Source organism: Actinomycetospora lemnae (genome assembly GCF_028737315.1).
Classification (GTDB): domain Bacteria; phylum Actinomycetota; class Actinomycetes; order Mycobacteriales; family Pseudonocardiaceae; genus Actinomycetospora; species Actinomycetospora lemnae.
This window is the reverse complement of the sequence record NZ_JAQZAO010000002.1, coordinates 468,847-494,992: the sequence shown is the minus strand read 5'-3', so window position 1 is coordinate 494,992 and position 26,146 is coordinate 468,847. Positions and strand designations below refer to the sequence as shown.

Here is a 26,146-nt window from a genome sequence, read left to right as displayed (position 1 = left end):
CCTGGAGCCATGTCGTTCGTCCATGGGCACCCGCGCGAGTCGGGCTGGGTGATGAGCCACTACCGGCGTCCCCAGCACGCCGGGGACGACCAGCTCGACCTGTCCCTGACCGCAGCCCTGCCCGCGCCGCGCGCGCAGCAGGACGAGGCCGAGCAGGGTCAGGACGAGACGCCCGAGGACGCCGACGAGCCGGACACCCGCGCCAGCGTGCGCTCCATCCCGCGCCGCACCGCGTCCACGAGGTAGGGCCGCAGCCGCTCGGGCTCGACGATCGCGTGCACCGAGCCCATCTCCTGCGCCCGGGCCACCGAGTGCTTGGTGTCGAACTCGTCGGCCACCTCGCCGAGCTTCTCCGAGCGCACGACCGGCCGGACGTCCGCGAGCTCCGCGCGCAGCTCGGCAACGTCCTCGCCGCGCTCGAGGCCCTCGCTGATGCGGCTCTCGAGGTCGGCGACGCGCGGGTCGGCGGCCGTGCGCTTGGCGACCTCACCCGAGAAGACGACCGCCGCGGCCGGCGCCCCGCCGATCACCGAGGCGTAGGAGCCCTCGACCGCGGCGATCTCCATCTCGTCGTTGAGCGTCCCGGAGAACACGACGAAGGCGCCGCCGTGGTAGCGGGAGACGACGCAGAAGACGATCGGCCCGTCGAAGTTGACCACCGCCCGGCCGATCTCGGCGCCGTACTCCAGCTGCAGGCCGCGCAGCGACTCGGGGGAGCCGTCGAAGCCCGACAGGTTGGCGAGCACCACCACCGGCCGGTTGCCGCTCGCGGCGTTGATGGCCCGCGCGGTCTTCTTCGACGAGCGCGGGAAGAGCGTGCCCGCCGTCCACTGCGCCGGGCCGTCGACCGGGGGCGGCCCGCGCCGGGGGAGCGGCTTGGACTCGATGCCGATGAGCTCGACGGGGTGGCCGCCGAGGTGGGCGTCGAGCACGACCACCGACTCGGCGGCCTGCATGTCCGCCCAGCGCTCGAGGGTGGGGTGGTCGGTGTCGGCGACGCCGCCCATGAGGGAGCGGATGTCGAAGGGCTTCTTGCGCTCGGCGTTGACGGCCGGGTCGAAGATCTCGCCGAGCCGGGTGAAGCCGTCGCCGTGGTGGGGCGCGCTGCGCACGTCGCGCTCGACCGGGTCGTCGGTCACGGCCTGGCGGGGGAAGCGCTCGCCGGGCACGACGTAGGTGTGCGCGTAGTGCGCGAGCAGGACGTCGACGGCGCCCGAGAGGTCGGGCGCCCAGTACTGCGCCTCGCCGTTCGGGCCCATGATCCGGTCGTAGCCGCCGATGCCGTAGTTGTCCTCGGCGGAGACGCCGCCGGAGTAGTCCAGCGACTGCTTGCCGGTGAGCACCATCGCCGAGTCCGGCGTCATGATCAGCACGCCGCGGGTGTGCATGAGCATCGTCGCCTCGGCGTTCCAGTAGGGCTGGGCGCCGACGTTGATGCCGGTGACGACGACGTTGATCTCGCCGCCGTCCTGCGTGAAGTCGATGATCGCCCGCAGCACCCGGGAGATCCAGTCCATGTTCTCCGTCCCGGAGTCCATGGCGATCTTCGCGCCGGCCGACACCGCGTACCACTCGATCGGCACACCGTGCTCGCGCGCGAGGTCGATGGCGGCGAGCACCCGGCGGCACTCGGGCTCGGCGATCGCCCCGAGCGCGCGGGTCGGGTCGCCGAGCAGCACGATGCGCGTGAGGCCCTCGGGCTGGCGACGGGTCGGCGTCGACACGATGCCGAGCACGAAGTTCGCCGTGTTGGCACCGTAGGGCCGGTCGACGGGGACCGGCGCCAGCGTGTCCGGGTCGAGGTCGTACTCGCTGAACGTGCCCGGCTCGCCGTCGGGGTCGGGGCTGCGCGTCATGAGCGGGATCAGCTCGTAGGGGTAGAGCGCGCCGCGCCGGGCCGCCTTGATGACCTTCTGCGTGTAGGCGTCGAGCTCGCCCATCGGGTGGCTCGGCGGGTCGGTGACCCGCAGCGTGAGCCCGGCGCCCGGCGGACGGCTCATGCGCAGGACCAGCTCGCGCTCCGGGGTCCGGAACCGCACCATGACCTGCTCGATCCCCAGCGACTCGGTGCGGGGCGCGAGCGTGCGCACGATGCCGTCGAGCTCGGCCAGCGGCACCTCGACGACCGGCCAGACGTAGAGCAGCACGCGGTTCCAGCGCAGGCCCGCGAGGTCGGCGTCGGCGGCGCGCGCCGAGCGCAGGCTGTCGAGCGCCGCGTCGAGGACGGCCTCGACCTGGGGCAGCGCGCGGATCGAGCCGTCGTCGTCGCGCAGCACCGTGAGGTCGCGGACGTCGCCGGTGACGATGAGCCGCTGGTCCTCGGGGACGTGGCGGCCCCGGGCGTGGAACAGGTGCACGTCGGTGGCCGACGGCAGCCGCGTGAGCTCGAAGTCCCGCAGCCGCCACAGCCCGAGCCGCTCGGCGACCATGGGGTGCAGGCCGCGGAGGGTGCGGTCCTCGACCGGGAGACGGAGCGCAGCGGAGCTCGACCCATCGGTCGGGGCGCCCTCGTCGTCGCCGCGGAAGGTGAACCAGCTCGTCGCCGCCCCGCCCTGGGCGCCCTCGCGCACCGTGCCGCGGATGCCGACGGTCACGCGCCCGACCGCACCCGGGACGGTGCCGATCGAGTCGCGGATCCGCGCCGCACGCTCGTCGGGGCCGTCCGGTGACTCGGGGCCGCGCGGGGAGGTCACGTAGAGGTCGACGAGGACGGTGTCGCCGGCCGGCAGGGCCTCGATCAGCTGGTGGAGGTCGGTCGAGACCGTCGCCGGCGCGGTGGCGCCCTCGGACTCGTCGACGGTGGCGACGGTCGCCAGCACGACGTACGAGGCGCCGTCGTGGGTGTAGCGGGCGATGAGCAGCGGGCGGCCGTCGTGCTCCTCGACGCGGACGTCGCCGAGGTCGCGGATGAGCCCGTAGTAGCGCCGGGTCATCACCTCGAGCATCGCCGCGTGGTGGCGGTCGCCGAAGACGCCGAGGATCGGCTCCCCGGACGCGACGATGTCGTCGATCTGCGCCGACCGGGTCGCGGGGTCGTCGGACAGGGCGTCGAGCTCGGCCCGCACCCGCTCCTGGGTCTGCTCGCGCTCGCGCTCGATGAGCGGGGCGTCGAAGCAGCGGAACCGCACCTGGCGCGCGAGGTCGCCGATCTGCGGGTGGCGCACCTGCGTCGCGGCCACGAGGTGGTCGAGCTCGGCGCGGTAGGCCTCACCACCCCCGGCACGGTCCTGCCCCACCGACTCGGGGCGACGCAGCCGCGCACCGAGCAGCGCCGCGACGACGGGCAGGTGCGCGCCGGCGCGGCGGTGGGCGAGGAACATGCGGTAGAGCGCGGGGCCGAGCAGCTCCGGCGCCGCGGTGAGGTCCGGGACGCCGTAGTGCGCGAGCGCGCGGCGCAGGCGCAGCCGGAAGGACTCGGGGAGCACCTCCGCGTCGGGGTCCCGCGAGCGCAGGTAGGCGTGGAAGTACTCCTGCGGGTTGCGCGTGGACTCCTCGTCGACGGCGGTGTCGTCGAGCTCGCCGGGCCCGGCCTCGAGGCGGCGGTTCCGGGAGAGCGCGGAGAGGTCGGCGACGATCCGCAGGATGCCGATCTCGTCGGAGAGCAGGTCCGGGTCGTCGGCCGGGAGCTCCTCGCGGGCCCGGTCGAGCGCGTCGAGCAGGGGCCGGGCCTCGCGCTCGTCGACGTCGTAGCCCAGGACGAGTGCGCGCAGGGCCGCGAGGACGTCGCGGGCGCGGGTGCGGGCGTCGGCCTGCTCGTCCTCGGGCCGGGGCGGGGCGAGGGCGGCCAGGCTGATCCGGCTCTCGCCCGCCGCCTCGGCGGGGTCGTCGGCGTCGGGCTCGAGGCGGACCAGGCGTGTGCCGCCCTCGACCTGGGTGTTGGCGTCGACCAGCACCTCGGCGACCCGGCCCGCGACCGGCGCGCGCAGCGCCGTCTCGAGCTTCATGCTCTCGACGACCGCGACGGTGTCGCCCTCCGCCACGGTGTCGCCGGGGGAGACGGGGATCGAGACCACCATCGCCGGTGCGGGCGCGCGCACCAGCCCGGCCTCGCCGCCCGCGATGCGGTGCACGGCGCCGTCGACCTCGACGAGGTAGTCCGGGCCCTGGGCCACCGAGAGCACGCCGAAGGTCTGCCCGCCGACGGTGAGGCGACGTTCGAAGCGCCCGGAGCGCTCGACGACCACGTCCACCCCGGCGCCGTCGCCGTCGAGCACGACGCGGTAGTGCGACGGCCGCGTCCGGGCCACGCGCAGCCGGTAGGACTCGCCGACGACGCGGACGTCGACCTGGTGCCACACCTCGTGGCCGACCTCGGGCCGTCCGCGCTCGGCGGAGAGGAACAGCCGCCCCTGCTGGCGGAACTCGTGCGCCTCGTGGGCCTCGACCGCCGCCGCGAGCAGCGCGACGTCGACCCGCCGCGGCGGCGTGTAGCCCTCGGCCATCATCGTGTCGAGCCACGTCGTGTCCGCGGTGCCCTCTCGGACCTCGGGGCGCGAGAGCAGGTCGAGCAGGAACGCCTTGTTGGTCGTGCCGCCCTCGACGACCACGGCGGTCTGGCGGATCGCCCGGGCGAGCCGCGCGCGGGCCTCGTCGCGGTCGCGGCCCCAGGCGATCACCTTGGCGATCATCGAGTCGTACTGCGGGGGGATGACGTCGCCGGCGGCCACGCCGGTGTCGACGCGGATGCCCGGCCCCGCGGGCAGCACGAGGTGGCGGATCGCGCCGGGCGCGGGCGCGAAACCGCGCTCCGGGTCCTCGGCGGTCAGGCGCGCCTCGATGGCGTGGCCCGAGGCCGGCGGCTCGATGGGGTCGACGTCGCCCAGGACGTCGGCCAGCGCGCCGCCCATGGCCACGTGCAGCTGGAGCTTGACGACGTCCACGCCGGTGACCGCCTCGGTCACCGGGTGCTCGACCTGCAGCCGGGTGTTGACCTCCATGAACGAGAGGACCTCGTTCCGCGGGTCGTAGAGGAACTCCACGGTGCCCGCGTTGACGTAGTCGGCCGCGCGGGCGAGGTCGGCGGCGCTGCGGCGCAGCAGCCGGTCCTGCTCGACGTCGAGCGCGGTCGAGGCGGACTCCTCGATGACCTTCTGGTTGCGGCGCTGGACGCTGCAGTCGCGGACCCCGAGCGTCACCACCCCGCCGTGGCCGTCCGCGACGACCTGCACCTCGACGTGGCGCCCGCCGCGCACGGCGCCCTCGAGGAACACGGTGCCGTCGCCGGCGGTCCGCTCGCCCTCGGCCGAGGCGCGGGAGAAGGCGTCGTCGAGGTCCTCGGCGCGCGCCACGAACCGGATGCCCCGCCCGCCGCCGCCCGCGGTCGCCTTGACCATGAGCGGGAAGCCGATCTTCTCGGCGGCCGCGCGGGCGGCCTCGACGTCGGCGACCGGCCCGCCGCTCCACGGGGCCATCGGCACGCCGACGCTCTCCGCGATGCGCTTGGACTCGATCTTGTCGCCGAGCCGGCGCATCGTCTCCGAGCCCGGCCCGACGAACGTGACGCCCAGCCGCTCGCACAGGGCCGCGAACTCGGCGCGCTCCGAGACGAACCCCCAGCCCGGCCAGACCGCGTCGACGCGCCGGGCGACGAGCGCCCGTTCGAGCTCGGCGAGGTCGAGGTAGGGGACCGGCCCCATGTCCTCGGGGTCGTCGGGGCCGATGAGCACCGCCTCGTCGGCCTCGCGCACGGCCATCGCGTGGCGGTCGACCGCCGTGTGCACGGCGATGGTGCGGATCGGGGGGAGCGCGCCCTCGTGCTCGGCGTTCCACTCCCGGACGGCGTTGATCAGGCGCATGGCGGGTTCGCCACGGTTGACGATCGCGAGACGCTGGAACGGACGAGGGGGCACGCTCACGGTCGCCGACCCTAACGGCGACGAGGGGTCGCGCGAGTCCTCGCGGCGGCCCTCTACGCCGGCAGGCGGAAGATCCGCGTCGCGGGTGGACGCCGGACCGGTTCAGTCGCGCGTGGGAGGCCCGGGGAACGTGAGCAGACCGGGGACGTGCCCGACGCCCCGCCCGCCCCGGCGCGGGACGGCGACCCGGTCACGCGGGGCCTCCTCGCGCAGGGCCCGCAGGAGGTCGGTCACCGACCGGCCCTCGCCGTGCGCACCGGACGGGGCACCGGATCGGGCGGGCTCCGACGCGGCGAGGTCGGTGAAGATCGGCGTGGGCTCCATCGCCGGCGACGCTAGCCGTGGGCCTCGTCCCTCGGCCGGACCTGCCCACGATCGTGGGCGGTGGCGTCACCCTCCTGCGTGGGCTGCGTGGTCGGGCTCCGCTGCGCTCCGCCTCCCGGCGGCGGGGTCCGCAGGACCCGGACCAGCCGCACGACGACGCCCACCGCCGCGAGCCCGCCGAGGGCGACGAGCACCGCCGTGCCCCACCCGTCGAGCGCGCCCTGGATGAGCACCGCGTGGCCCACGCCGAGCACGACGACGAGCCCGGCGAGGCTCCCGTGCACGAACCGCCAGGTGGCCACCGACCAGGGCAGACGCCGCCGCAGCAGCCCGAGCAGCGTGACGACGACGAGCAGCACCGTCGCGAACAGCGCCATGCGGGCCCGCGTCGGCCCGTCGAGCGACATGGAGTAGAGCGCGTCGTCGGGACTCTCGACGAACAGCGCGACCACGTGCACGGCCACGAGCGCGGCGACGATCCCGCCGACCCGGACGTGCGCGCCCACCCGGCGCCGCGTCAGCCACGGCTGGACGGCGAGGGCGGCGACCGCGACGCACGCCGCCAGCGTCGAGACCACGAGCACCGGCGAGGCCTGGGCGAGGTGCGGAGCCGCCAGCGCGAGGGTGACGAGCAGCGCGCCGCCGAGCGCGGCGACCGCGACGAGGCCCCTCACGACACCGGTGCCAGGGTCAGGTCGACGACGGCGAGGGTGTCCTCCGGGTGCAGGACGTGGCGCTGCCAGACCGACCGCCACGGGCTCTCGTCGGGGTCGTGGGCGACGTGGACGTTGGGCTCGCCGAACTGGGCGACGGCCGGGTCGCTGGCGACGCGGTAGCGGCCGTCGGGACCCGTGAGCACGGTCGTGCGGTTCTCCCGCTCGCTGCCGAGCGCGGTCTGCAGCCACACCTGCACGGGCACGCCCGGCAGCGGGCGGCAGGCGGTGTCGCGGACGGTCCCGGTGATGACCAGCCCGCGGCCCAGCGGCACGTCGAGCGGGGCGTCCTCGCGGTAGTTGTTGTCGCCGCCGGGGTTGGTGATCGTCGGGGCGCACGACGCGCCGGGCACGGGCGGGGGGAGCGCGGCGGCCGGCGCGACGGTCTCGCCGCCGGCCTCGCCGACCTGGCGCGCGCCCGTCCCCGACTCGTCGGAGTTCCAGAGCGCGGCGGCGATCACCGCCACGAGCAGCACGACCGCGCCCACCGCGACGGGGTGCGGGCCGGTGCGGGTGGTGGGCACGTCACCAGGGTGCCCTGCGCGCGCGTCAGGCGGGCACGCGGGCGAGCACCACGGAGTTGACGACGTCGGTGTGCGGGTGCAGGACGGCCAGCGGCTCCAGCCCGCCGAGCCCGTCGTCGGCGACGTCGAGCACGGGGTAGAGCAGGCCGCGCAGGGAGTGCGCGCTGCGCGCCAGCACGGTGGCCCCGGGGCGCATCTGCGCCCGGACGTGGGCGAGGGCCGTGGTCTTCGCGTCGGGGTCGAGGCCGACGAGGGCGGCGACGCAGACGAGGTCGTAGTCGGCGAGGTCGTCGAGGTCGAGCACGTCGCCCTCGCGGACCGTCACGTCGTCGCCGAGGGCCCGGGCCACCGCGTCGCCGAGCGCGACCGCCTCGGCGTCGACGTCGACCGCGTCCACGGTGACGCCGTGGCGGGCGAGCAGGAGCGCCGAGAGGGGCAGGGGTCCGGCGCCGACGAACAGGGCCCGCCGCGGCGCGAGCGGGGCGTGGCCGGCGACGGCGTGGTACTCGATGCGGGTCAGGTCGCGGTAGTTCTGCAGGTAGGGGAAGCGCTCGAGCGCGGCGGCGGGGTCGTCGGCGGCCAGGACGCGGCGGGCCCAGGCGCGCTCCAGGGCGTACTCGCCCGCCGAACATCGCGCCCGCAGGTCGGGGAGCCGGCCGGTGAGCTCCGGGTCGGCGAGGACGGCGTCGACGACGTGCCCCGGGCGCGGGGCCACGGCCAGGCCGACGAGGCGGGTGAACAGCGCGTCGGTGCCCGGGCCGGGCTCGAGCGTCGGGGCGGCGACGAGCGCGTCGTGCAGGGCGAGGATCTCGGCGAGGAGCGCGGCGGGTGCGTGCGCACCCGCGTCCGCGGCGGGACGCTCGGGGGTGCAGGCCCGCACCGGCAACCGGCTGGGGAGGTCGAGCGGGCGTTCGGCACGGCTGCGGGCGGGTCGGGCGGCAGGACGGTCGAACGGGGTGCTCATCGGGAGTGGACCTCCACCGGGCGGGGCGTCGTCGGCCGGTCACCCATGGAACACGATCTGTCGCCCTGGCACGATACGTAAACGTGTACGCAACTGACAACGTCGCCGGCCCGCGCGCGTTCGCCCGTCTGCCCGATCCGGCGTCCGTCGACGTGGCGGTCGAGGGCCTGCGGATGCTCGCCGACCCGACGCGGTTGCGGATGTTGTGGCTGCTCTGCGGCGATGAGCTGGACGTCTCGACGCTCGCCGAGCGGCTCGGGGCGACGCGGCCGGCGATCTCGCAGCACCTCGCGAAGCTCCGCCTGGCGGGCCTCGTCACCCAGCGGCGTGCCGGACGTCACGTCCTCTCGCGTGCGCGGGACCACCACGTCGGCGAGCTGCTCGACGTGCTCGTGCACGACGCGGGACACCGTCGGGCGATGACCGCGCACCCCGCGCCGGAGGCGCCGTAGGGTCCGGCGCCGTGGGGGAGGGAGCACCGCAGGCGGCGTCGGCACCGGACGGGCGGCTGGGCGAGGTCGTCGACGCGCTGGCCGCGGGGCGCACCGCCGCGCAGGTCGTCGACGGCGAGGGCCGCCTGGCGTGGGTGTCCGAGCAGATGCAGCTGCTGGCCGGCGTCGACGAGGAGACCGACCTCGGGATCGGGCACCACCTCGACGAGGTCCTCGAACGCGAGGTCTGGCACGACCTGCTGACCGCCGAGGCCGCCGAGACGTTGCGTCACGAGCTGCACCCGCGCCTCGCCGACCCGGAGACGGCGCCGCTGTGGGTGCTCGCGCTGGACCTGCGGGTCGGCGGGCGCCGGCGCGGCGTCGGCATGCTCGGGGTGACGCTGCGCCATCCCGACGGGAGCCCGCTGGGCGCGGTGCTGATCTACGCGCCGCTGCTGCCGGCGCGGGTGCTGGCGCTGGTCAGCGAGGGCGACGAGGCGATGTTCACGCGGATGGCGGACCTGTCCGCGCCCGCCCAGCGCCCGGCCGCCGTGGTGTTCGCCGACATCGACGGCTCCGGCCCGCTGTCGCGGCGGCTGCCGACGCCGGTGTACTTCGAGCTGGTCCGGGGCGTGACGACGGCGTTCGACGAGCTCGTCGGGCGCCACGGCGGGATCGTCGGCAAGCACGCGGGCGACGGGGCGAGCGCGTACTTCCTCAGCGACTCCCACGGGTCCGACGCGGCGGCGGCGAGCGCGGCGCTGCGGACGGTCCAGGAGCTCCCGGGCGTCGTGGCCGACGTCGTCGCGGACCTCGCCGAGAGCGGGGCGGAGATCCACCGCCAGGACTGCCTGATGAACATCGGCGCGCACTGGGGCGCCGACCTGTTCATCGGGCAGATCGTCACCGGCGGGCGCCTGGAGGTCACGGCGCTGGGCGACGAGGTCAACGAGTGCGCCCGCGTCGAGCAGGTGGCCACCGGGGGTCAGCGCCTGGTGACGAAGAACCTCGTCGAGCGCCTCGACGAGGACACCGCCGGTGCGCTGGGCCTGCGGCCGCGCAGCCTGACCTACCGGATGCTCGCGGAGCTCACCCGCAACGGCGGCGCGGCCGGCGGGAAGGCCGAGCGCGACGCCGGGTCGCTCGCGGTCCACGATCTGGGCCCGAGCGGGCTACGGTGACCGGCGTGAGCGCCGCCGAGAAGTCGTCGTTGATCAGCGAGGAGGAGCGGCAGCGGCTGACCGCCGCCCGCGACCGCATCCGCGAGGAGTTCCTCTTCTCCCGCGAGCACCGGCCGCCGTCGACCGGCAAGGGCATCCACCACACGGCCCTGATCTGCCGCGACGTGCGCACGACGGTGGAGTTCTACCAGAACGTGGCCGGCTTCCCGGTCACGGTGCTGTTCGAGAACCGCGACCTCGCGGGCTCGACGCACTTCTTCTTCGACGTCGGCAACGGCAACTGCCTGGCCTTCTTCGACCTGCCCGGCGTCGAGCCCGGCCCCTACGACGAGGTGCTCGGCGGGCTGCACCACATCGCCATCTGCGTGCCGGGCACCCAGTGGTACGGGATCAAGAGCCGGCTCGACGAGCGCGGGATCGAGTACATGGTCGAGTCGCAGGTCTCGATCTACACGCGCGACCCCGACGGCGCCCGCGTCGAGTTCATCATGGACCCGCTCGGCGAGATGTACGGCGAGGACACCGTCTGACCCACGGGTTGGTCAGCGTGGCGTCCACGCTTTCACTGGGTGACGGGAAAGCCCCCACGATCACGGAGCTCAGCAGCCCGACACCGCCGTGCCGCCCGAGAGGTCCTGGCGGGCGGCGGCGGTGCCGTCGCGCAGGCGCGCGAGGTGGTCCCCGACGAGCCGGGGGTCGGCGGGCCGCGGCGGGCGCGCCCGCACCGGCGGCCGGATCGTGCCGGGCGCCAGGCGGGCGGCGGGCTCGCGGATCGGGAGCCCGGCGGCCGTGAGCTCCGGCGTCGGCGCGTGCAGGGCGCTGCGCGCGGCGTCGTACCCGCCGTCCGCGGGCGAGGCCCAGGCCGGGTCGTCCTGCGCCGGGGCCGTCCCGGCGTCGAGGAACCAGGCGGAGAGCTCGTCGAAGATGGGCTCGTCGTCGGCCGGGCGACGGTGGGCGCCCCGGGTGCGGTTCGGCGGCTCGCTCCGGAACGCCGTCTCCTCGGGGCCGCCGTCGAACAGCGATGACTCCTGACGGGCCCGCGCGACCGGCTGCTCCGGGATCGTCGGCTGGTCGAAGGCCCCCGTCGGCTCCGAGCCGGCCGGGACCGCCGGCAGGTTCGGTGCCTCCCGCGGCGGGGGAGGCGGCGGGACCGTCGGGACGACCGGGATCTCGCGGGACGCGGGCGGAATGACCACCTCGGGCCTGGGCGTCGGGCGCGGGCCCACGTCGGGCTCGGACGGCGCCTCCGGTGCCGCCGCCGACGGGCCGGGGGAGGGCCGCGCGGGGCTCCAGCGCGACATGAGCTCCCGTACCTCGGCGTCGTCGACGGCCGGCACCCGCACGACGGGGACGCCGTAGCGGCGCAGGCGGAGGCGGAACCGCTCGGGGAGCTCGGCGTGGCGCATCCCGTCGAGCTGCTCCAGGTACTCGCCGCCGGGCGCCGGTCGGCCCGCGAACGGCAGGTCGTCCCGGACGAACCGCCACAGCGCGCGCAGGCGCTCGCGGCCGTCGAGGACCACCTCGCGCTCCTCCCCGCTGGCGATGACCAGCGGCGGGATCGGCCAGCTCCGCACGACGGTGTCGACGAGGAGCTGCTGGCGGCGTGTGTCCCAGGTGCCCGTGCCGGACCAGTCCGGGTCGAGCTCCCCACGGCCGATTCGCGCGAGCAGCACCTCGAGCTCGACGACGGTGTGGTGGAGGTCCATGGCTGACTCCGGGGCTGGCGGGTCCCGATCGCGCGACGGCCGACGCCCGGGGAGTCGAGCGTCGTCGCGCATCGTAGGAGGCCAGGTGCCCCGCGCGGGCGAGAAGGACACCACTGGGCCTTCCGCACGAACGGGGCAGCGCGGCCCGGTCGTGATGATCGTGGCAGCTTTCCTGTCGTTGGACGCCAGCGTGGACGCCAGGCTGGAACACCTCGCGAGCCTGGGCAGGGGCGCTCGGCTCAGCGGCCCTGCCAGACCGGGGCGCGCTTCTCGGCGAAGGCCGCGGCGCCCTCGCGGGCGTCGTCGCTGTCCAGCACCGGGCCCAGGATCTCGCCCTGGCGCCGCCAGACCTCGTCCGCCGGCCAGGTCGGCGACTCGACGATGACCTGCTTGCTCGCGCGCACCGCGAGCGGGCCGTTCGCGCCGATCCGCCCCGCCAGCTCGCGGGCGCCGTCGAGCGCGGCGCCGGGGGCGGTCAGGTGGTTGACCAGGCCCCAGCGGTGGGCGTCCGCCGCCGACATCGGGTCGCCGGTGAGCGCGAGCTCCATCGCCACCGCGCGCGGGATGCGCGTGGGCAGGCGCAGCAGCCCGCCCGCGGCGGCCGCGAGCCCCCGCTTGACCTCCGGGATGCCGAAGCTCGCCTCCTCCGAGGCCACGACGAGGTCGCACGAGAGCGCCAGCTCGCAACCCCCGGCGAGCGCGGGACCCTCGACGGCGGCGATCAGCGGCTTGGCCGGCGGGCGCTGGGTGATGCCGGCGAAGCCCCGGTCACCGACGTGCGGGCGCTCGCCGCGCAGGAACGCCTTGAGATCCATGCCGGCGCTGAAGAAGCCGCCCGCGCCGGTGAGGATGCCGGTGACCAGCGCGTCGTCGCCGTCGAGCTCGTCGAGGGCGTCGGCGATGCCCTGCGCGACCGCGGTGTTGACCGAGTTCCGTGCGCGCGGCCGGTCGATCGTGATGACCAGCGTCGTGCCCTCGCGCTCGGTGCGCAGGACCTGCTCGTCCGTCGACGGCGAGCTCATCGGGGAGCCATCCGGATCGCGCCGTCGAGACGGATGGTCTCGCCGTTGAGCATCGGGTTCTGCAGCATCGAGACCGCCATCTGCCCGTACTCGGCGGGGTCGCCGAGACGGCGCGGGTGGGGCACCGAGTCGCCGAGCGCCTTGCGGACGTCCTCGGACAGCGTCGCGAACAGCGGGGTGTCGAACAGCCCCGGCGCGATGGTGTTGACGCGGATCAGCTTCGAGGCGAGGTCGCGCGCGGCGCACAGCGTCATCGACACGACGCCGCCCTTGGACGCCGAGTAGGCCATCTGCCCGATCTGGCCCTCGAACGCGGCCACCGACGCCGTCATGATCATCGCGCCGCGCTCGCCGTCCACGGGCTCGGTGCGGGCGATCGCGGCGCCGCCGAGGCGCAGGGCGTTGAACGACCCGAAGAGGTTGACGCGCACGACGCGCTCGAAGGCCTCCATGTCGCCCGGCTCGCCGTTCTTCTCGACGACGCGGGTGAGGCTGCCGATGCCGGCGCAGTGCACCAGGGCGCGGAACGGCCCGGCGGCCTCGGCCGCGGCGACGGCCTGGCCCAGCGCCTCGGCGTCGGTGACGTCGGCGGCCACGAACTCGCCGTCGAGGTCCGCGGCGACCTCCTTGCCGTTGGATGACGGCAGGTCGGCGACGACCACGCGCCCGCCGGCCGCGGTGATCGCCTTCGCGGTGGCCAGGCCGAGGCCCGACGCGCCGCCGGTGACGAGGGCCGAGACGCCCTGCAGATCCATGATCGAAGTCCTCCCGTGGTCGTGGTGCGGACCGCACCGTAACCAGTCAGGACTGACCGTGTCACCGGGTCCGGCTGCCGGCGCGCGTCCCGGTCACCGCGGCGGCGACGCCCGCGACCCCGAGCACCAGCAGGGCGGCCACGACGACCGCCGCCCACGGCGCGACCGTCTCGATGAGCACGCCCGCCAGCGGGGAGGCGATCGTCGCGCCGACCATGAGCGCCGAGCTGTGCAGCCCGGTCGCGACGCCCCGGGCGGCGTCCGGCGCGAGGCGCCCGACGGTCTCGGCGGCCGCGGCCAGCGCGGGCGCGCAGAAGGCGCCGGCGGGCACGAGCAGCAGCGTGATCGTCCACCACGGCCCGCCGAGGGCCACCGGCAACGACCCGACGGCGAGCAGCGCGAGCAGCCCGGCCGTCGGCGGCGTCCGGCGCGCGGCACCGTAGATCCAGCCGCCGAGCAGCGACGCCGCGCACCAGACGGTGTTGGCGAGCGCGAACCACGCGGTCTCGTCCCGGGCGGTGAGCATCGCGACGACGGCGAGCTCGGTCGCGGTGAGCATGAGGATGGCCGCGCCGGTCGACGCGAGGGCCACGAGCATCGGGCTGCGCAGCCACGCTCGCAGCCGCGGCGGACGCTCCCCGTGGGCGACGCCCGGCGGGCGCACGGGCGGGTCGAGCACGGCGAGTGCCGCCACCGCCAGCACGAACGCGGCGCCCACGACCCAGGGCCCGCTGCCGGGCAGGGTCAGCGCCACCAGCGTCCCCAGCGCCGGCCCGACGGCGTAGGTGACCTCGACCGACATCGCGTCGAGCGCGAACGCGGGCCGCTGGTGCCCGGCCGGCACCGACGCGGCCAGCGACTGGCGCACGATCGAGAACGCCGGCGGCATGAGCAGCCCCGCGACGAGGGCGGCGGGCACGAGTGCGGTGGCGCCCAGCAGCGGCACGACGGCCCAGAACACCGCCTGCACGACGCCGCACAGCAGCAGGACCGGGCGCAGCCCGTGGCGGTCGATCAGCCGGCCGAGCAGCGGCGCCCCGAGCGCGACGCCCGCGGTGACCGCGCCCCCGACGAGCCCCGCGGCGGCGAAGCCGCGGTCCATCCCCACCGCGACGTGCAGCGTGAGGAAGACCCCGACCGCGGTGACGGGCAGCCGCGCCGCGAACCCGATCCCCACCAGCGGCGTGAGACCGGGCAGGCGCAGCACCGCGCGGTAGGTGGCGAGCGCACCGGGGCTGCCGCCGACCGCCGTGTCCGCCACCCCTCCATCATCACCCGCGCGTGCACCGCGATTCCCGCGACGATCACCCCGGGCACGTCTGTCCGCCTCCGCGCGCGGGCACACTGCCGACCATGACCGCCCCGACCGACCCGCCCGTCCTGCCCACCGCGAGCTACGCCGTCACCGGCGCCACGGGCCACCTCGGGCGCCTCGCGATCGACGCCCTCCTGCGGCGCGACGTGCCGGCGCGGAACGTGTTCGCCCTGGTCCGGGACCCGGACCGGGCAAAGGACCTCGCCGACCTCGGGGTCGGCGTCCGCGAGGCCGACTACGACCGCCCCGACACCCTCGGCCCCGCCCTCGAGGGCATCGAGCGCCTGCTGCTCGTCTCGAGCCCGACGGTCGGCAACCGCCTCGAGCAGCACACGAACGTCCTGCGCGCCGCCGACGCCGCGGACGTCGGGTTCGTCGTCTACACGAGCGTCCTGCACGCCGACGAGACCGAGCTGGCGCTCGCCCCGGAGCACGCCGCGACCGAGGACGTCCTGCAGGGCTCGGGCGTGCCGTTCGCGGTGGCGCGCAACGGCTGGTACGTCGAGAACTACACCGGCCGCCTCGACGAGTACCTCGCGCGCGGGGAGATCGTGGGCGCCGCGGGCGACGGCCGCGTCTCCGCCGCGACCCGCGCCGACTACGCCGAGGCCGCCGTCTCGCTGCTCACCGGCGACATCGCCGACCAGCAGGGCTACTGGGAGCTCGGCGGCCCCGCCTTCTCGATGACCGAGCTCGCCGCGGCGATCACCGAGGTCACCGGCACCGAGGTCACCTACCGCGACCTGCCCGCCGAGGAGTTCACCGACGTCCTGCGCAGCGCGGGGATGGACGAGGACACCGCCGCCTTCGTCACCGGGCTCGAGCTCTCCACCGCCCGCGGCGAGCTGGAGACCGACAGCCCGGCGCTGGAGAACCTCCTGGGCCGCGCGCCGACGTCACTGCGCGACGCGATCCGCGCGGCGCGGTTGTAGCTTCGCCGCTCATGGAGACCTTCCACGGACGCGAGGAGCTGGTCGCGTCGCTGGGTCGCGAGCTCGGGCCGGGGGAGTGGCTGGAGATCGGCCAGGACCGGATCGACGGGTTCGCCGACGTCACCGGCGACCACCAGTGGATCCACGTCGACCCCGAGCGCGCGGCCGGCGGGCCGTTCGGTGCGACGGTGGCGCACGGGTTCCTCACCCTGTCGCTGGTGCCGCTGCTCCTCGACGGCCTGCGCCGCGTGGAGGGCACGCGGATGGGGCTGAACTACGGCCTGGAGCGCGTGCGCTTCCCGTCCGCGGTGCGCTCGGGCACCCGGGTGCGGGCGCGCTCCACGCTCGTCGACGCCACCGACGTCGGCGAGGGCGGGCTCCAGCTGGTCACGCGCGTCACCATCGAGGTCGAGGGCTCGGCGAAGCCGGCGTGCGTCGCCGACCTCGTGACCCGCGCCTACTTCTGACGCGCGCTCACCCCGCGACGGGCCACCCCGCCCGGCCTGCTCGCCCGTCGAGGAACCGCGTGTCGACGCCGGTCTGGCGGTCGGGGTGCGCGGTGAGGAACGCCCGCACCCGCGGGCAGAGCGGCACGATGCGGTAGCCCCGGTCGCGCAGCAGCGTGATCGCCCCGTCGAGCAGGGCGGCCTCCGCGTCGCTGCCCGCGCGGCCGACGTGGGTGAAGGCGAGGACCGCCGCGTCCGCGCGCAGCCCGTACTCCACGTAGCCGAGCGCGGCGCCGTCGCGGCGCACCTCGACGCGGGACCGCACGTGGTCGTACGCGATCTCGTAGTGCTCCACCGCGGTCCCCCGACCCTGCGTACGACGCCTGCCACTCAGCGTGGTCGGTGCCGCCCGAGGGCGCAAGACGGCCGTCGCCTCGGCGAGTGACCGACGACGTCTGCTGAGACGGATGGGGCGTCCGGTGCGACGAACGGACCCTCTGCCGTGTCCTTTCGAGGCCTGTCGCCGGGGTGGGGGCATGTGGCGCAGCGTCGCCGGGTAAACCTCCGTTCACATCGGCTCCGCGTCATGGCGGCGCCGGCGCGAGGAGGTGGTCGTATGGACGCCCCCACACCGATCTGGCGATCGGCCGACCCCGGTGCCGAGATACTGCCGTTCCCGTCCTGGTGGCTCACGGCCACCGATCTCGCGCGGGCCTCGGTCGAGACCGCCGCGTGGCACACCGTGCGGCACGTCCTGCCGAAGGGCGGACGCGGCGACGGGCGCCCGGTGCTCGTCATCCCCGGGTTCTGCACCAGCGACATCGCCACCCGTGCCCTGCGCGCCCACCTGCGCACCCGCGGCTTCCACACCCACCGCTGGACCCTCGGGCTCAACCGCGGGTTCACCGACGAGATCCTCGACGGGCTCATCGACCGCTTCGACGAGCTCCACGCCCGGCACGGGCAGAAGATCGCGATCGTGGGCTGGAGCCTGGGCGGGCTCATGGCGCGCTGGCTCGCGCAGCTGCGCCCCGACGCCGTCGAGCGCATCGTCTGCCTGGGCTCGCCGTGGCGTGCCGAGGCCGCGGAGAACCGGGTGTCCGGCGCCTTCCGGGCGGCCGAGCGCCACTGGGGCTTCTCGTCCGACACCGCCGACGTCGTGGACCTCATCCGCCGACCGGTGCCGGTGCGCTCGATCGCCGTGTACTCGCCGTTCGACGGCCTGCTCCACGGCGAGGGCTGCCGGCAGGACGACGGTGACCTCTGCGAGAACGTCGTCGTGCCGGGCAGCCACTGCGGGTTGACCCACAACCCGGCCGCGCTCGTCGCCGTCGTCGACCGGCTCGAGGTGCCGCTGGACCGCTGGCGACCCTTCCGCTGGACGTCGGCCGTGTCGCACGGCTTCGCGGGGGACGGCCGCACGCCCGAGCAGCGGGAGGGCGTCACGCCTCCGGTGCCGGTCGCCGCGGTCGCCTGAACCGGGTCGGTTGCCCACGTCCGACCGCACCGACACGGTCGGCCGGGCGAGATGCGGATCTCACAGCCGTCCTCCGGCCGGAGGTGTACGACGGTCGGTAGGAGGTGTGCATCAATGGCTGATGTCTCCCGGCTGCCGTGGGCGATCACCGATCACTGGGACTGGCAGCGACACGCCGCGTGCCGCGGCATGAACTCCGACGTCTTCTTCCATCCCGACGGCGAGCGCGACCCCCGGCGCAGCCAGCGTGTCGAAGCAGCGGCACGCATCTGTGCGGGGTGCGCCGTCCGTGAACCGTGCCGTGACTGGGCCCGCCGCGTCGCCGAGCCCTACGGGGTCTGGGGCGGCGAGAGCGAGCAGGAGCGCCGCGAGCACCTCTCCCGCGTCCGCACCGACCGGAGCGCCTGACCGCCGAGCACTCTCGCGACGGTGGCAGGCTGGTGACCATGGACACGCCGACGGTGTGGGCCCGTGCTCACCTCGCGGACGGGGACGGGCGGGTGGTCCACGTCGACGTCAACGGACTGGCCGTCCCCTGCACCGTCCCCGCGGACGACGGCGTGCCGGAGGGGGCGACGTCCTACGGCCTGCTCGCCGCGTCCCTGTCGTCCTGCACCGCGATGTCGGTGCGCACGTTCCTGCAGCGCTGGGAGTGCGCCGGCAGTCCGGTCGAGGTGGACGTGGCGTTCGAGTCCGGGTCCCCGCCGGTCATGCACCGCCGCGTCCGCCTCGCCGCCGACCTCGACGAGGACGCCCGCCGCCAGCTCGCCGCCGTCGTCGACAGCACCCCGGTGACGATCCTGCTGCGCGACGCGCTCGTCATCGTCACGCAGCTGGACGTGCGGGCGCCCTGACCCGGCCCCTGGTCAGGCCCCGCCGTCCAGCAGCGTGTGCAGCCGCACGATGCGCCCGTCCACGGTGAGGGCGATGTCGGTGCCGGTGACGACGGGGTCGCCGTTCGCGGGACCGAAAGCCCAGGTCAGCACGCCGAGGCGCCGCTGGTCCGGGCGGGCGCGGTGGGGCGGAAGACGAAGGTCGACGGCGCGTCGGCGAGCAGCGCGGACACCTTGGCGTCGATCGCGTCGCGGCCCCGCACCGCGCCGTCGGGGTCCTGGAACAGCACGTCGTCGGCGTAGAGCTCGGCGATCACGGCGCGGCGCCGCTCCTCGTCGCGCTCGCCGAACACTTCGAGCAGGTTGCGGGTCAGGATGTCCTCGACAGCGGCCATGCGCCGATCATGCCCGCGTCACGACCGGGGCAGCGTGGTCGTGAACACGCGGTGCGCCGCGGCCTTGACCTGGTCGGGCAGCAGCCCGTTGACCAGCGCCTGGGCCTTCACCATCGGGGACCCGCCGACCACCGTCGTGCGGCCCTTCTCCAGCGCCGCGTACCCCTGGGCGGCCACCTTCGCGGGGTCGTCGACGGCCGAGCGGGCGATCAGCGTGCCCTCGAGGCCGGCGCGGCGGAAGAAGTCGGTGTTCGTCGGGCCGGGCATCAGCGAGGTGACGGTGACGCCGGTACCGCGCAGCTCGTCGGCCAGCGCCTCGGCGAGCGACTGCACGAACGACTTCGCCGCGTTGTACACCGGCTGGCCGGGCCCGGGCATCGTCGACGCGATCGAGGAGGTCAGCAGGAGCTTGCCCCGGCCCCGGGCCCTCATGTCGCTGAGCACCAGGTGGGCCAGGTGCACCACGCCGCGGACGTCGACGTCCACCAGCCGCAGCTGCTCGGCGACGGGGGAGTCGAGGAAGGTGCCGCCCAGCCCGACGCCGGCGTTGAGGGCGGCGGCGTCGAGGGGGCGCGGGACGGCCCCGGCCAGCTGCGCGACCCCGGCCTCGGTCCCGAGGTCGGCCTGCACGGCGAGCACCTCGACGCCGTGCTCGCGCAGTGCCTTTGCCGCGTCGTCGATCGCGGTGTCCTCCGCGTTGACGACGAGGTCGTGGCCGTGGCGGGCGAACTGGTGGGCGAGCTCGAGGCCGATGCCGCGCGAGGCGCCGGTGACGAGGGCGAGGGGGCGTGCCATGCGGCCGGGCCTACCCGGAGTCCGCGTCGGCGCACGCGTCGGCGAGACGCTGGAATACCCGTAGCCACTTCAACGCTTGTAGCTACTATCGAGCACGAGTGATGGGGTGACGAGATGACCGAGCTGCTGCTGGTCCCCGTCGACGACAACGTGGTCTTCCCGGGGATGACCGTGGTGGTGCCGGCCGCCGAGGTGGGGCCGGTCGAGGCGGGCGAGCAGGTCCTGCTCGTCCCGCGTCACGAGGGGACGTTCGCCGCGGTCGGCACGGTCGCCGACGTCGGCGGACGCACACGCCTGCCGAACGGGGTGACGGCGGTCCAGCTGACCGGCGTCCACCGCGGACGGGCGGGCACGGGCCGGACCGACGACGAGGGCCACCTCCGCGTGGAGGTGGAGGCCCACCCGGACGCGGTGGAGCGCGACGGCCGGATCCGCGAGCTGGAGACGACGTACCGCGCGGTGGTCGAGGAGATCCTCGAGCTGCGCGGTGACGACGGGCGGGTGTCGGCGGTGCTGCGCGGCATCGACGAGCCCGGGGCCCTGGCCGACACGTCGGGCTGGGCGCCGGAGATCCCGTACGACGACAAGGTGGCCCTGCTCGGGACGCTGGACGTCCGCGAGCGCCTGGAGCTCGCCCTGCGCCTGCAGCGCGAGCGACTCGCCGAGCTGCAGGTGCGCAAGTCGCTGCGCGAGGACGTCGAGTCCGGCGCGGCGCGCCAGCAGCGCGAGTACGTGCTGCGCCGCCAGCTGGAGGCGATCCGCAAGGAGCTCGGCGAGGGCTCCGACGAGACGGGCTCCGGCGAGGACTACCGCACGAAGATCGCCGAGGCCGGCATGCCGGACCACGTGCGCGAGCAGGCCGAGCGCGAGCTCGCCCGCCTGGAGCGCGCCGGCGACCAGTCCGGCGAGTCGTCGATGATCCGGACCTACCTCGACTGGCTGCTCGCCCTGCCCTGGGCGGAGCGCTCCGAGGAGCAGCTGGACCCGGCGGCCGCGCGCGGCGTCCTGGACGCCGACCACACGGGCCTCGAGGACGTCAAGGACCGCATCGTCGAGTACCTGGCCGTCCGCAAGCTGCGCCGTGACCGCGGCGTCGAGGACGACGGGAAGGCAGGGACGATCCTGACGCTGGTCGGGCCGCCCGGCACCGGCAAGACGTCGATCGGCGAGTCCGTGGCCCGCGCGATGGGCCGGCGGTTCGTCCGGATGTCGCTCGGCGGTGTCCGTGACGAGGCCGAGATCCGCGGCCACCGGCGCACGTACGTCGGCGCCCTGCCCGGGCGTCTGGTGCGGGCGCTGCGCGACGCGGGCACGATGAACCCGGTGATCCTGCTCGACGAGGTGGACAAGGTCGGCGCCGACTGGCGCGGCGACCCGTCCGCCGCGCTGCTGGAGGTCCTGGACCCGGCGCAGAACCACGCGTTCCGCGACCACTACCTCGACGTCGAGATCGACCTCTCGCAGGTGGTGTTCCTGGCGACGGCCAACCAGCTCGACACGATCCCGGGCCCGCTGCTCGACCGCATGGAGGTCATCTCCTTCGACGGCTACACCGTCGAGGAGAAGGTCGCGATCGCGCGGGACCACCTGCTCCCGCGGCAGATCCGCGGCGCGGGTCTGACGGTGGACGACGTGACCGCCGACGAGTCGGCGCTGCGCCTCGTGGTGTCGGAGTACACCCGCGAGTCCGGCGTCCGCCAGCTCGACCGCGAGCTGGGCAAGCTGACCCGCAAGATCGCCACGGAGATCGCGTCCGGCTCGGCCGGGGTCGTCGTGGACACCGACGTGGTGCGCAGGCACCTGGGGCGGCAGCGGGTCTTCACCGAGGCCGTCGAGCGGACCGCGGTGCCCGGCGTCGCGACCGGCATGGCCGTGACCGGCGCGGGCGGCGACGTCCTGTTCATCGAGGCCGCCGGGATGGCGGGCGACGAGGGCCTGGTCCTGACCGGGCAGCTCGGCGACGTCATGAAGGAGTCGGCCCGGATCGCCCTGTCGTGGGTGCGCTCGCACGCCGCGGAGCTGGGCATCGCCGAGGACGCGTTCACGGGGCGCTCGTTCCACGTGCACGTCCCCGCGGGCGCGATCCCGAAGGACGGGCCGTCGGCCGGCGTCACCATGGCGACGGCGCTGGTCTCGCTGCTGACCGGCCGCCCGGTGCGCCACACGGTGGCGATGACCGGCGAGCTGACGCTGCAGGGTCGCGTGCTGCCGATCGGCGGCGTGAAGCAGAAGGTGCTGGCCGCGCACGCGGCGGGCCTGACGCAGATCGTCGTCCCGGAGCGCAACCGCGCCGACCTCGACGACGTCCCCGCCGACGTCGCCGAGCAGCTGGAGTTCCACCCGTCCATGACCATCGACGAGGTCCTGTCGGTGGCGCTGGAGCCGGCTCCCGAGCCGGCGCTCGGGATGGCCGCCTGACATGTGCTCACGGGAGCCGGTACCGCCCGAGGTGCGCGCGCTGACGGCACTGCTGGAGCGACGCTGGTCGCTCTCGGTGCTCTACGCCGCGCACCTCGGTGCGGTCCGGTTCTCGGAGTTCGAGCAGGCCCTCGGTCAGGTGCCGCCCGCGACGCTCGCGGCGCGCCTGGCCGACCTCGAGGCGGCGGGGCTCATCGAGCGGCGGGTGCTCGACACCCGCCCGCCCCGCACCGAGTACGCCCTCTCCGCCGAGGGCCGGCGCCTCGCCCCGCTCCTGGAGGCGCTGACCACGTGCAGCCGCGACCGGCGACCCCGTTGACGGGGGGTCCTACGCTCACGGCGTGAAGGTGCTGCTCCTCGAGAACATCCATCCGGTGGCCGCGGACGCCCTGCGCGCCCGGGGCTTCGAGGTCGACGTGCGCTCGTCGTCCCTGAGCGGCCCCGAGCTGGTCGACGCCCTGCCCGGGGTGTCCCTGCTCGGCATCCGGTCCAACACCACGATCACCGCCGATGTCCTCGACGCCGGCAAGGACCTGCTGGCCGTCGGCTGCTTCTGCATCGGCACCAACCAGGTCGACCTCCCCGCCGCAGCCGAGCGCGGGGTCGCGGTCTTCAACGCGCCGTTCTCCAACACGCGCAGCGTCGTCGAGCTGGTGCTCGGCGAGATCATCGCGCTGGTGCGGCGGCTGCCGGAGAAGACGCAGCGCATGCACGAGGGCATCTGGGACAAGTCCGCGCGCGGCAGCCACGAGTTCCGCGGGCGCACGCTCGGCATCGTCGGGTACGGCAACATCGGCACCCAGCTCGGCAACATGGCCGAGGCCGTCGGCCTGCGCGTCATCTTCTACGACACCGCCGACCGCCTCGCCCACGGCAACGCCCGCCGCGTCGACTCGCTCGAGGCGCTGCTGGCCGAGGCCGACATCGTGAGCCTGCACGTCGACGGCCGTCCCGGGAACGCCGGCCTCTTCGGCGCCGAGCAGTTCGCCCAGATGAAGCCGCGCTCGATCTTCATCAACGCCTCGCGCGGCATGGTGATCGACGACGAGTCGCTGCGCGAGCACATCCTGTCCGGGCACCTCGCCGGCGCCGCGATCGACGTCTTCCCGATCGAGCCGAAGGCCCAGGGCGACGCCTTCGAGTCGCCGCTGCGCGGGCTCGACAACGTCATCCTCACCCCGCACGTCGGGGGCTCCACGCAGGAGGCGCAGGAGGAGATCGGGCACTTCGTCAGCGGCAAGCTGCTCAACTTCGTGACCACGGGCGTCACCGCGCTGTCGGTGAACCTCCCGGAGGTCGCGCTCCCCGCCGCCCCCAAGGCCTTCCGCACCGGCTTCCTGCACACCAACACCCCGGGTGTCCTGGCGGGGATGAACCAGGTCCTCATCGACCACGGCGTCAACGTCGTCAGCCAGGCGCTCGCGACGCGCGGCGAGCGCGGCTACGTGCTCACCGACACCGACAGCGCCATCCCGGACGAGGCGCTGTCGGACCTGCGGCAGTCGTCCCACACGGTCTGGTTGCGGACCTGGGCGTCGTGAGGGTGCGCCCGTCGTGATCGACAGGTCCTGGCGACCATGACGGGCGCCCGCTCGACGCGCTGAGCGGGCCCCGGGAGCCTCGGTGGGCGCCCTCTATGCTGGCGCGGACCGAGGAGCGCGGTCCGACGCAAAGCTACTGGACCATTCGGTCCGCCCCTGTAGACCAATCGGCAGAGTCGATGGACTCAAAATCCATACAGTGTGGGTTCGAATCCCACCGGGGGCACCGGCAGATCTCCCTGCCGGCGCGCGTTACGGCGTGCTCAGGAGGCAAGCGTCACCGTCGGGGGATCCCGTCCCGGCAGGTACGCTCCTGAATCGAAACGGCCTGCTCCGACGGTCGTCGCCGGCCCTCCGGCCGCGGCCCCGGGCAGGTCGGCCGTTCCTCCCAGGTCTCACCGGGGCGGCCCGACGAGGGCGGCGCGACGAGGCGATCACCGAGGAGCCGCTCATGAGCCAGTCGGCCGACACCATCAGCGAGACCGCGAGCGCTCCGGAGGGCCAGGTCCCCGCCGGACTGCGCGTCGTGGTCGCGGAGGACGAGGCCCTCATCCGCCTCGACCTCGTCGAGATGCTGCGCGAGGAGGGCTACGAGGTCGTCGGCGAGGCCGGCGACGGGGCGGAGGCCGTGCGGCTCGCCCGCGAGCTCCGTCCGAACCTGATCATGATGGACATCAAGATGCCCGGTACCGACGGGCTCGAGGCCGCGCGCACCATCGCGGGTGAGCGGCTGGCGCCGGTCGTCATGCTCACCGCGTTCAGCCAGCGCGAGCTCGTCGAGTCCGCGCGTGACGCGGGAGCGATGGCCTACCTGGTCAAGCCGTTCTCCAAGACCGACGTGGTGCCGGCCATCGAGCTGGCCGCGTCGCGGTTCGCCGAGGTCACCGCGCTGGAGGCCGAGGTCGCGGGACTCACCGAGCGGCTCGAGACCCGCAAGGCCGTCGAGCGCGCCAAGGGCCTGCTCATGGCCAAGAAGAAGATGTCGGAGCCCGACGCCTTCCGCTGGATCCAGCGCACCGCCATGGACCGGCGCACCACCATGAGGGCCGTCGCCGACGCGGTGGTCGAGACGTTCGGCTGACAGTACGCAGCGTGAGTGCCCCGACCGGGTGACAGGCGCTCGCCCAGCAGCCTGCTGACGCACTGACCAGGACAGACGCGTCCCTACCGTCCCCTGCGCGGCGGTCGCTCCGCCGTGACCTACCGTGGGCCCTCGCCACGCACCGGACGGCGAGGGGTTGAGGCGAGTGGGCGCGCGACGGCGACGTCGGTTCGGCATGGTCGCGGCGCTCTCCGCCGCCGTCGTCCTCCTCGCCGGGTGCGGGGGCGCGGGCGGGTCGTCGGGCGACGGCGGCGACTGCGACACCAGCCGCGGCACGCTCGTCGTCGGGCTCGTGGCGCCGCTGTCCGGGGAGCTGGCCTCGGTCGGGCTCGGCATGAAGAACTCCGCCGACCTCGCGGTGAGCCAGGCCAACGCGCGCTGCGCCGTGCCCGGCTACCACCTCGCCGTGCAGAGCCAGGACGACCGCGCCGACCCGGCGACCGGCGCCGCGGCCGCCCGGACGCTCGCGCAGGACCCGTCGCTCATCGGCGTGCTCGGGCCCTTCAACTCCTCGGTGGCGCAGGCCATCCAGCCGGTGCTCAGCGACGCGGGCGTCGTACAGATCTCACCGGGCAGCACCGCGACGTCGCTGACCCGGGGCGCCAACGCCGTGACCGCGCCGCTGCGGCAGTACCAGACGTTCTTCCGCACCGTCGCCACCGACGCCGTGCAGGGCCCCGCCGCCGCGACCTACCTGACGCGCGTCGAGGACCGGCGCCGCGTCGCCGTCGTCTCCGACGGCAAGACCTACGGTGAGGGCATCGCCGAGGAGTTCGCCAAGCAGCTCGCCACCGAGGGCGGCCAGGTGGCCGTCCGCGTCACCGCCCCGCCCGGGTCGCCCCGCGACGCGGTGGTCTCGCGCGTCGCCGCCGCCCGGCCGGACGCGGTCTTCTACGGCGGCGAGTACCCCGAGGGCGGGCCCCTGTCGGCCGCGCTGGCCGCGGGCGGCGTCACCGCACCCGTCATGGGCGGCGACGGCATCGTGAACCCCGGCTTCGTCACCGCCGGGGGCCGGGAGGGCGACCTCGGCACGTCGGTGGGCCCGCCGCCGGAGACGCTGCCGGCCGCGCGGGACTTCGTCGACGCCTACCGCCGCGCCGGCTACCCCGAGAGCATCGGCTCGTACGGGGCCTTCACGTTCGACGCGGCCAACGTCCTCGTCGACTCCGCCGTCCGCACCCTGGGCGACGACGGCGAGTGGAGCCCCGCAGCGCGCCCGGAGATGGTCCGCGCCGTCCAGGGCTTCCACGGCGACGGCGTGACCGGGCCGCTGTCCTTCGACCGCTTCGGCGACGTCAGCCGCGACGCGGTGACGGTGTACCGCGTGCAGGCCGGTGGCTGGTCGGTCGTCGGCCCCGCCGACTGAGCCCCGACCAGCGGATCTCCAACCGTCACGAGCGGATCTCCGTCCTGATCG

Annotated in this window: 26 protein-coding genes and 1 tRNA gene; 15 read left to right on the top strand and 12 right to left on the bottom strand. The window is 75.0% G+C overall.

Annotated elements, in window-relative coordinates; translation table 11 throughout:
- Positions 1–9: 9 nt before the first annotated feature.
- Positions 10–246 (top strand): hypothetical protein, encoded by a 237-nt coding sequence (locus PGB27_RS06020; protein WP_274199429.1) that lies wholly within the window; start codon positions 10–12, stop codon positions 244–246.
- On the opposite strand, the gene PGB27_RS06015 is transcribed toward PGB27_RS06020, so the two are convergent.
- The 5 genes from PGB27_RS06015 to PGB27_RS05995 all read right to left on the bottom strand — a co-directional run bounded on the left by PGB27_RS06015 (position 159) and on the right by PGB27_RS05995 (position 8,380).
- The gene (locus PGB27_RS06015; RefSeq protein ID WP_274199428.1) at positions 159–5,855 is read right to left on the bottom strand and encodes an ATP-binding protein; all 5,697 of its coding nucleotides are present in this window, start codon (positions 5,853–5,855) and stop codon (positions 159–161) included. The genes PGB27_RS06020 and PGB27_RS06015 overlap by 88 nt on opposite strands.
- Positions 5,856–5,957: 102 nt before the next feature.
- Positions 5,958–6,179: a hypothetical protein gene (locus tag PGB27_RS06010; RefSeq protein WP_274199427.1), complete on the bottom strand. Its 222-nt coding sequence runs from the start codon at positions 6,177–6,179 to the stop codon at positions 5,958–5,960.
- An 11-nt stretch (positions 6,180–6,190) separates the two neighbouring features.
- On the bottom strand, positions 6,191–6,853 hold the full coding sequence (locus tag PGB27_RS06005; protein WP_274199426.1) for a hypothetical protein: 663 nt from the start codon (positions 6,851–6,853) through the stop codon (positions 6,191–6,193).
- Positions 6,850–7,416: a peptidase associated/transthyretin-like domain-containing protein gene (locus PGB27_RS06000; RefSeq protein ID WP_274199425.1), complete on the bottom strand. Its 567-nt coding sequence runs from the start codon at positions 7,414–7,416 to the stop codon at positions 6,850–6,852. Before PGB27_RS06000 ends, PGB27_RS06005 begins: the two co-directional genes overlap by 4 nt.
- 25 nt (positions 7,417–7,441) lie before the next feature.
- Positions 7,442–8,380, bottom strand: coding sequence for a nicotianamine synthase family protein (locus tag PGB27_RS05995; protein WP_274199424.1), 939 nt, complete (start codon positions 8,378–8,380; stop codon positions 7,442–7,444).
- 83 nt (positions 8,381–8,463) lie between these two features.
- On the opposite strand from PGB27_RS05995, the gene PGB27_RS05990 reads away from it, so the two are divergent.
- Genes PGB27_RS05990 through PGB27_RS05980 form a run of 3 tightly spaced genes read left to right on the top strand, consistent with a single transcriptional unit; the run spans position 8,464 to position 10,522 of the window.
- Positions 8,464–8,832 carry an ArsR/SmtB family transcription factor gene (locus PGB27_RS05990; protein ID WP_274199423.1) on the top strand — a complete coding sequence of 123 codons (369 nt, stop codon included), beginning with the start codon at positions 8,464–8,466 and terminating at the stop codon, positions 8,830–8,832.
- A gap of 11 nt (positions 8,833–8,843) precedes the next feature.
- Positions 8,844–9,992 carry an adenylate/guanylate cyclase domain-containing protein gene (locus tag PGB27_RS05985; RefSeq protein ID WP_274199422.1) on the top strand — a complete coding sequence of 383 codons (1,149 nt, stop codon included), beginning with the start codon at positions 8,844–8,846 and terminating at the stop codon, positions 9,990–9,992.
- A gap of 5 nt (positions 9,993–9,997) precedes the next feature.
- Positions 9,998–10,522: a VOC family protein gene (locus tag PGB27_RS05980; protein WP_408630013.1), complete on the top strand. Its 525-nt coding sequence runs from the start codon at positions 9,998–10,000 to the stop codon at positions 10,520–10,522.
- A gap of 69 nt (positions 10,523–10,591) precedes the next feature.
- Here the strand turns inward: PGB27_RS05980 and PGB27_RS05975 are convergent, their stop codons facing one another.
- The 4 genes from PGB27_RS05975 to PGB27_RS05960 form a co-directional block, all read right to left on the bottom strand.
- Positions 10,592–11,698, bottom strand: coding sequence for a hypothetical protein (locus PGB27_RS05975; RefSeq protein ID WP_274199421.1), 1,107 nt, complete (start codon positions 11,696–11,698; stop codon positions 10,592–10,594).
- A gap of 239 nt (positions 11,699–11,937) precedes the next feature.
- Positions 11,938–12,720 carry a crotonase/enoyl-CoA hydratase family protein gene (locus tag PGB27_RS05970; protein WP_274199420.1) on the bottom strand — a complete coding sequence of 261 codons (783 nt, stop codon included), beginning with the start codon at positions 12,718–12,720 and terminating at the stop codon, positions 11,938–11,940.
- Entirely contained in the window at positions 12,717–13,475 is a 759-nt protein-coding gene (locus PGB27_RS05965) for an SDR family NAD(P)-dependent oxidoreductase (protein ID WP_274199419.1), read from the bottom strand. Before PGB27_RS05965 ends, PGB27_RS05970 begins: the two co-directional genes overlap by 4 nt.
- A 61-nt stretch (positions 13,476–13,536) precedes the next feature.
- Entirely contained in the window at positions 13,537–14,736 is a 1,200-nt protein-coding gene (locus tag PGB27_RS05960; RefSeq protein WP_274199418.1) for an MFS transporter, read from the bottom strand.
- A gap of 92 nt (positions 14,737–14,828) precedes the next feature.
- On the opposite strand from PGB27_RS05960, the gene PGB27_RS05955 reads away from it, so the two are divergent.
- Together PGB27_RS05955 and PGB27_RS05950 are read left to right on the top strand one after the other, a co-directional pair.
- Positions 14,829–15,722, top strand: coding sequence for an SDR family oxidoreductase (locus PGB27_RS05955; RefSeq protein WP_274199417.1), 894 nt, complete (start codon positions 14,829–14,831; stop codon positions 15,720–15,722).
- 11 nt (positions 15,723–15,733) lie between these two features.
- Complete coding sequence (locus PGB27_RS05950) at positions 15,734–16,189, top strand: MaoC family dehydratase (protein WP_274199416.1); 456 nt, start codon at positions 15,734–15,736, stop codon at positions 16,187–16,189.
- Between the two features lie 7 nt (positions 16,190–16,196).
- Here the strand turns inward: PGB27_RS05950 and PGB27_RS05945 are convergent, their stop codons facing one another.
- A complete protein-coding gene (locus tag PGB27_RS05945; protein ID WP_274199415.1) occupies positions 16,197–16,523 on the bottom strand; it encodes a GNAT family N-acetyltransferase in 327 nt (108 codons plus the stop codon).
- A 261-nt stretch (positions 16,524–16,784) separates the two neighbouring features.
- On the opposite strand from PGB27_RS05945, the gene PGB27_RS05940 reads away from it, so the two are divergent.
- The 3 genes from PGB27_RS05940 (at position 16,785) to PGB27_RS05930 (ending at position 18,499) form a co-directional block, all read left to right on the top strand.
- Positions 16,785–17,645, top strand: coding sequence for an esterase/lipase family protein (locus PGB27_RS05940; protein WP_274199414.1), 861 nt, complete (start codon positions 16,785–16,787; stop codon positions 17,643–17,645).
- 114 nt (positions 17,646–17,759) lie between these two features.
- Positions 17,760–18,053: a WhiB family transcriptional regulator gene (locus tag PGB27_RS05935; protein WP_274199413.1), complete on the top strand. Its 294-nt coding sequence runs from the start codon at positions 17,760–17,762 to the stop codon at positions 18,051–18,053.
- Positions 18,054–18,091: 38 nt separating this feature from the next.
- Positions 18,092–18,499: an OsmC family protein gene (locus PGB27_RS05930; RefSeq protein ID WP_274199412.1), complete on the top strand. Its 408-nt coding sequence runs from the start codon at positions 18,092–18,094 to the stop codon at positions 18,497–18,499.
- Between the two features lie 125 nt (positions 18,500–18,624).
- Here PGB27_RS05930 and PGB27_RS05925 read toward each other — a convergent pair whose 3' ends face one another.
- Together PGB27_RS05925 and PGB27_RS05920 are read right to left on the bottom strand one after the other, a co-directional pair.
- Positions 18,625–18,873 carry a nuclear transport factor 2 family protein gene (locus tag PGB27_RS05925; RefSeq protein WP_274199411.1) on the bottom strand — a complete coding sequence of 83 codons (249 nt, stop codon included), beginning with the start codon at positions 18,871–18,873 and terminating at the stop codon, positions 18,625–18,627.
- A gap of 18 nt (positions 18,874–18,891) precedes the next feature.
- Positions 18,892–19,668, bottom strand: coding sequence for an SDR family NAD(P)-dependent oxidoreductase (locus PGB27_RS05920; RefSeq protein ID WP_274199410.1), 777 nt, complete (start codon positions 19,666–19,668; stop codon positions 18,892–18,894).
- Between the two features lie 114 nt (positions 19,669–19,782).
- Here PGB27_RS05920 and lon point away from each other — a divergent pair, with 114 nt between their 5' ends.
- The 6 genes from lon to PGB27_RS05890 all read left to right on the top strand — a co-directional run bounded on the left by lon (position 19,783) and on the right by PGB27_RS05890 (position 26,095).
- The gene (gene lon, locus PGB27_RS05915; RefSeq protein ID WP_274199409.1) at positions 19,783–22,086 is read left to right on the top strand and encodes an endopeptidase La; all 2,304 of its coding nucleotides are present in this window, start codon (positions 19,783–19,785) and stop codon (positions 22,084–22,086) included.
- A gap of 1 nt (position 22,087) precedes the next feature.
- On the top strand, positions 22,088–22,405 hold the full coding sequence (locus tag PGB27_RS05910; RefSeq protein WP_274199408.1) for a winged helix-turn-helix transcriptional regulator: 318 nt from the start codon (positions 22,088–22,090) through the stop codon (positions 22,403–22,405).
- Between the two features lie 22 nt (positions 22,406–22,427).
- On the top strand, positions 22,428–23,627 hold the full coding sequence (gene serA, locus PGB27_RS05905) for a phosphoglycerate dehydrogenase (RefSeq protein ID WP_274199407.1): 1,200 nt from the start codon (positions 22,428–22,430) through the stop codon (positions 23,625–23,627).
- A gap of 152 nt (positions 23,628–23,779) precedes the next feature.
- Positions 23,780–23,853, top strand: a tRNA-Leu gene (locus tag PGB27_RS05900).
- Positions 23,854–24,078: 225 nt separating this feature from the next.
- Positions 24,079–24,708, top strand: a complete 630-nt coding sequence (locus PGB27_RS05895) for an ANTAR domain-containing response regulator (RefSeq protein ID WP_274199406.1) — start codon at positions 24,079–24,081, stop codon at positions 24,706–24,708.
- Between the two features lie 196 nt (positions 24,709–24,904).
- Positions 24,905–26,095, top strand: a complete 1,191-nt coding sequence (locus PGB27_RS05890; protein WP_274199405.1) for a branched-chain amino acid ABC transporter substrate-binding protein — start codon at positions 24,905–24,907, stop codon at positions 26,093–26,095.
- The last annotated feature ends 51 nt before the right edge of the window (positions 26,096–26,146 follow it).

Excerpts from the sequence above, each read along its gene's own strand:
- PGB27_RS06020 (WP_274199429.1), top strand. The coding sequence starts at position 10 with ATGTCGTTCGTCCATGGGCACCCGCGCGAGTCGGGCTGGGTGATGAGC.
- PGB27_RS06010 (WP_274199427.1), bottom strand. The coding sequence starts at position 6,179 with ATGGAGCCCACGCCGATCTTCACCGACCTCGCCGCGTCGGAGCCCGCC.
- PGB27_RS05995 (WP_274199424.1), bottom strand. The coding sequence starts at position 8,380 with ATGAGCACCCCGTTCGACCGTCCTGCCGCCCGACCCGCCCGCAGCCGT.
- PGB27_RS05975 (WP_274199421.1), bottom strand. The coding sequence starts at position 11,698 with ATGGACCTCCACCACACCGTCGTCGAGCTCGAGGTGCTGCTCGCGCGA.
- PGB27_RS05970 (WP_274199420.1), bottom strand. The coding sequence starts at position 12,720 with ATGAGCTCGCCGTCGACGGACGAGCAGGTCCTGCGCACCGAGCGCGAG.
- PGB27_RS05965 (WP_274199419.1), bottom strand. The coding sequence starts at position 13,475 with ATGGATCTGCAGGGCGTCTCGGCCCTCGTCACCGGCGGCGCGTCGGGC.
- PGB27_RS05955 (WP_274199417.1), top strand. The coding sequence starts at position 14,829 with ATGACCGCCCCGACCGACCCGCCCGTCCTGCCCACCGCGAGCTACGCC.
- PGB27_RS05950 (WP_274199416.1), top strand. The coding sequence starts at position 15,734 with ATGGAGACCTTCCACGGACGCGAGGAGCTGGTCGCGTCGCTGGGTCGC.
- PGB27_RS05940 (WP_274199414.1), top strand. The coding sequence starts at position 16,785 with ATGGACGCCCCCACACCGATCTGGCGATCGGCCGACCCCGGTGCCGAG.
- PGB27_RS05935 (WP_274199413.1), top strand. The coding sequence starts at position 17,760 with ATGGCTGATGTCTCCCGGCTGCCGTGGGCGATCACCGATCACTGGGAC.
- PGB27_RS05930 (WP_274199412.1), top strand. The coding sequence starts at position 18,092 with ATGGACACGCCGACGGTGTGGGCCCGTGCTCACCTCGCGGACGGGGAC.
- PGB27_RS05925 (WP_274199411.1), bottom strand. The coding sequence starts at position 18,873 with ATGGCCGCTGTCGAGGACATCCTGACCCGCAACCTGCTCGAAGTGTTC.
- PGB27_RS05920 (WP_274199410.1), bottom strand. The coding sequence starts at position 19,668 with ATGGCACGCCCCCTCGCCCTCGTCACCGGCGCCTCGCGCGGCATCGGC.
- lon (WP_274199409.1), top strand. The coding sequence starts at position 19,783 with ATGACCGAGCTGCTGCTGGTCCCCGTCGACGACAACGTGGTCTTCCCG.
- PGB27_RS05910 (WP_274199408.1), top strand. The coding sequence starts at position 22,088 with ATGTGCTCACGGGAGCCGGTACCGCCCGAGGTGCGCGCGCTGACGGCA.
- PGB27_RS05895 (WP_274199406.1), top strand. The coding sequence starts at position 24,079 with ATGAGCCAGTCGGCCGACACCATCAGCGAGACCGCGAGCGCTCCGGAG.
- PGB27_RS05890 (WP_274199405.1), top strand. The coding sequence starts at position 24,905 with ATGGTCGCGGCGCTCTCCGCCGCCGTCGTCCTCCTCGCCGGGTGCGGG.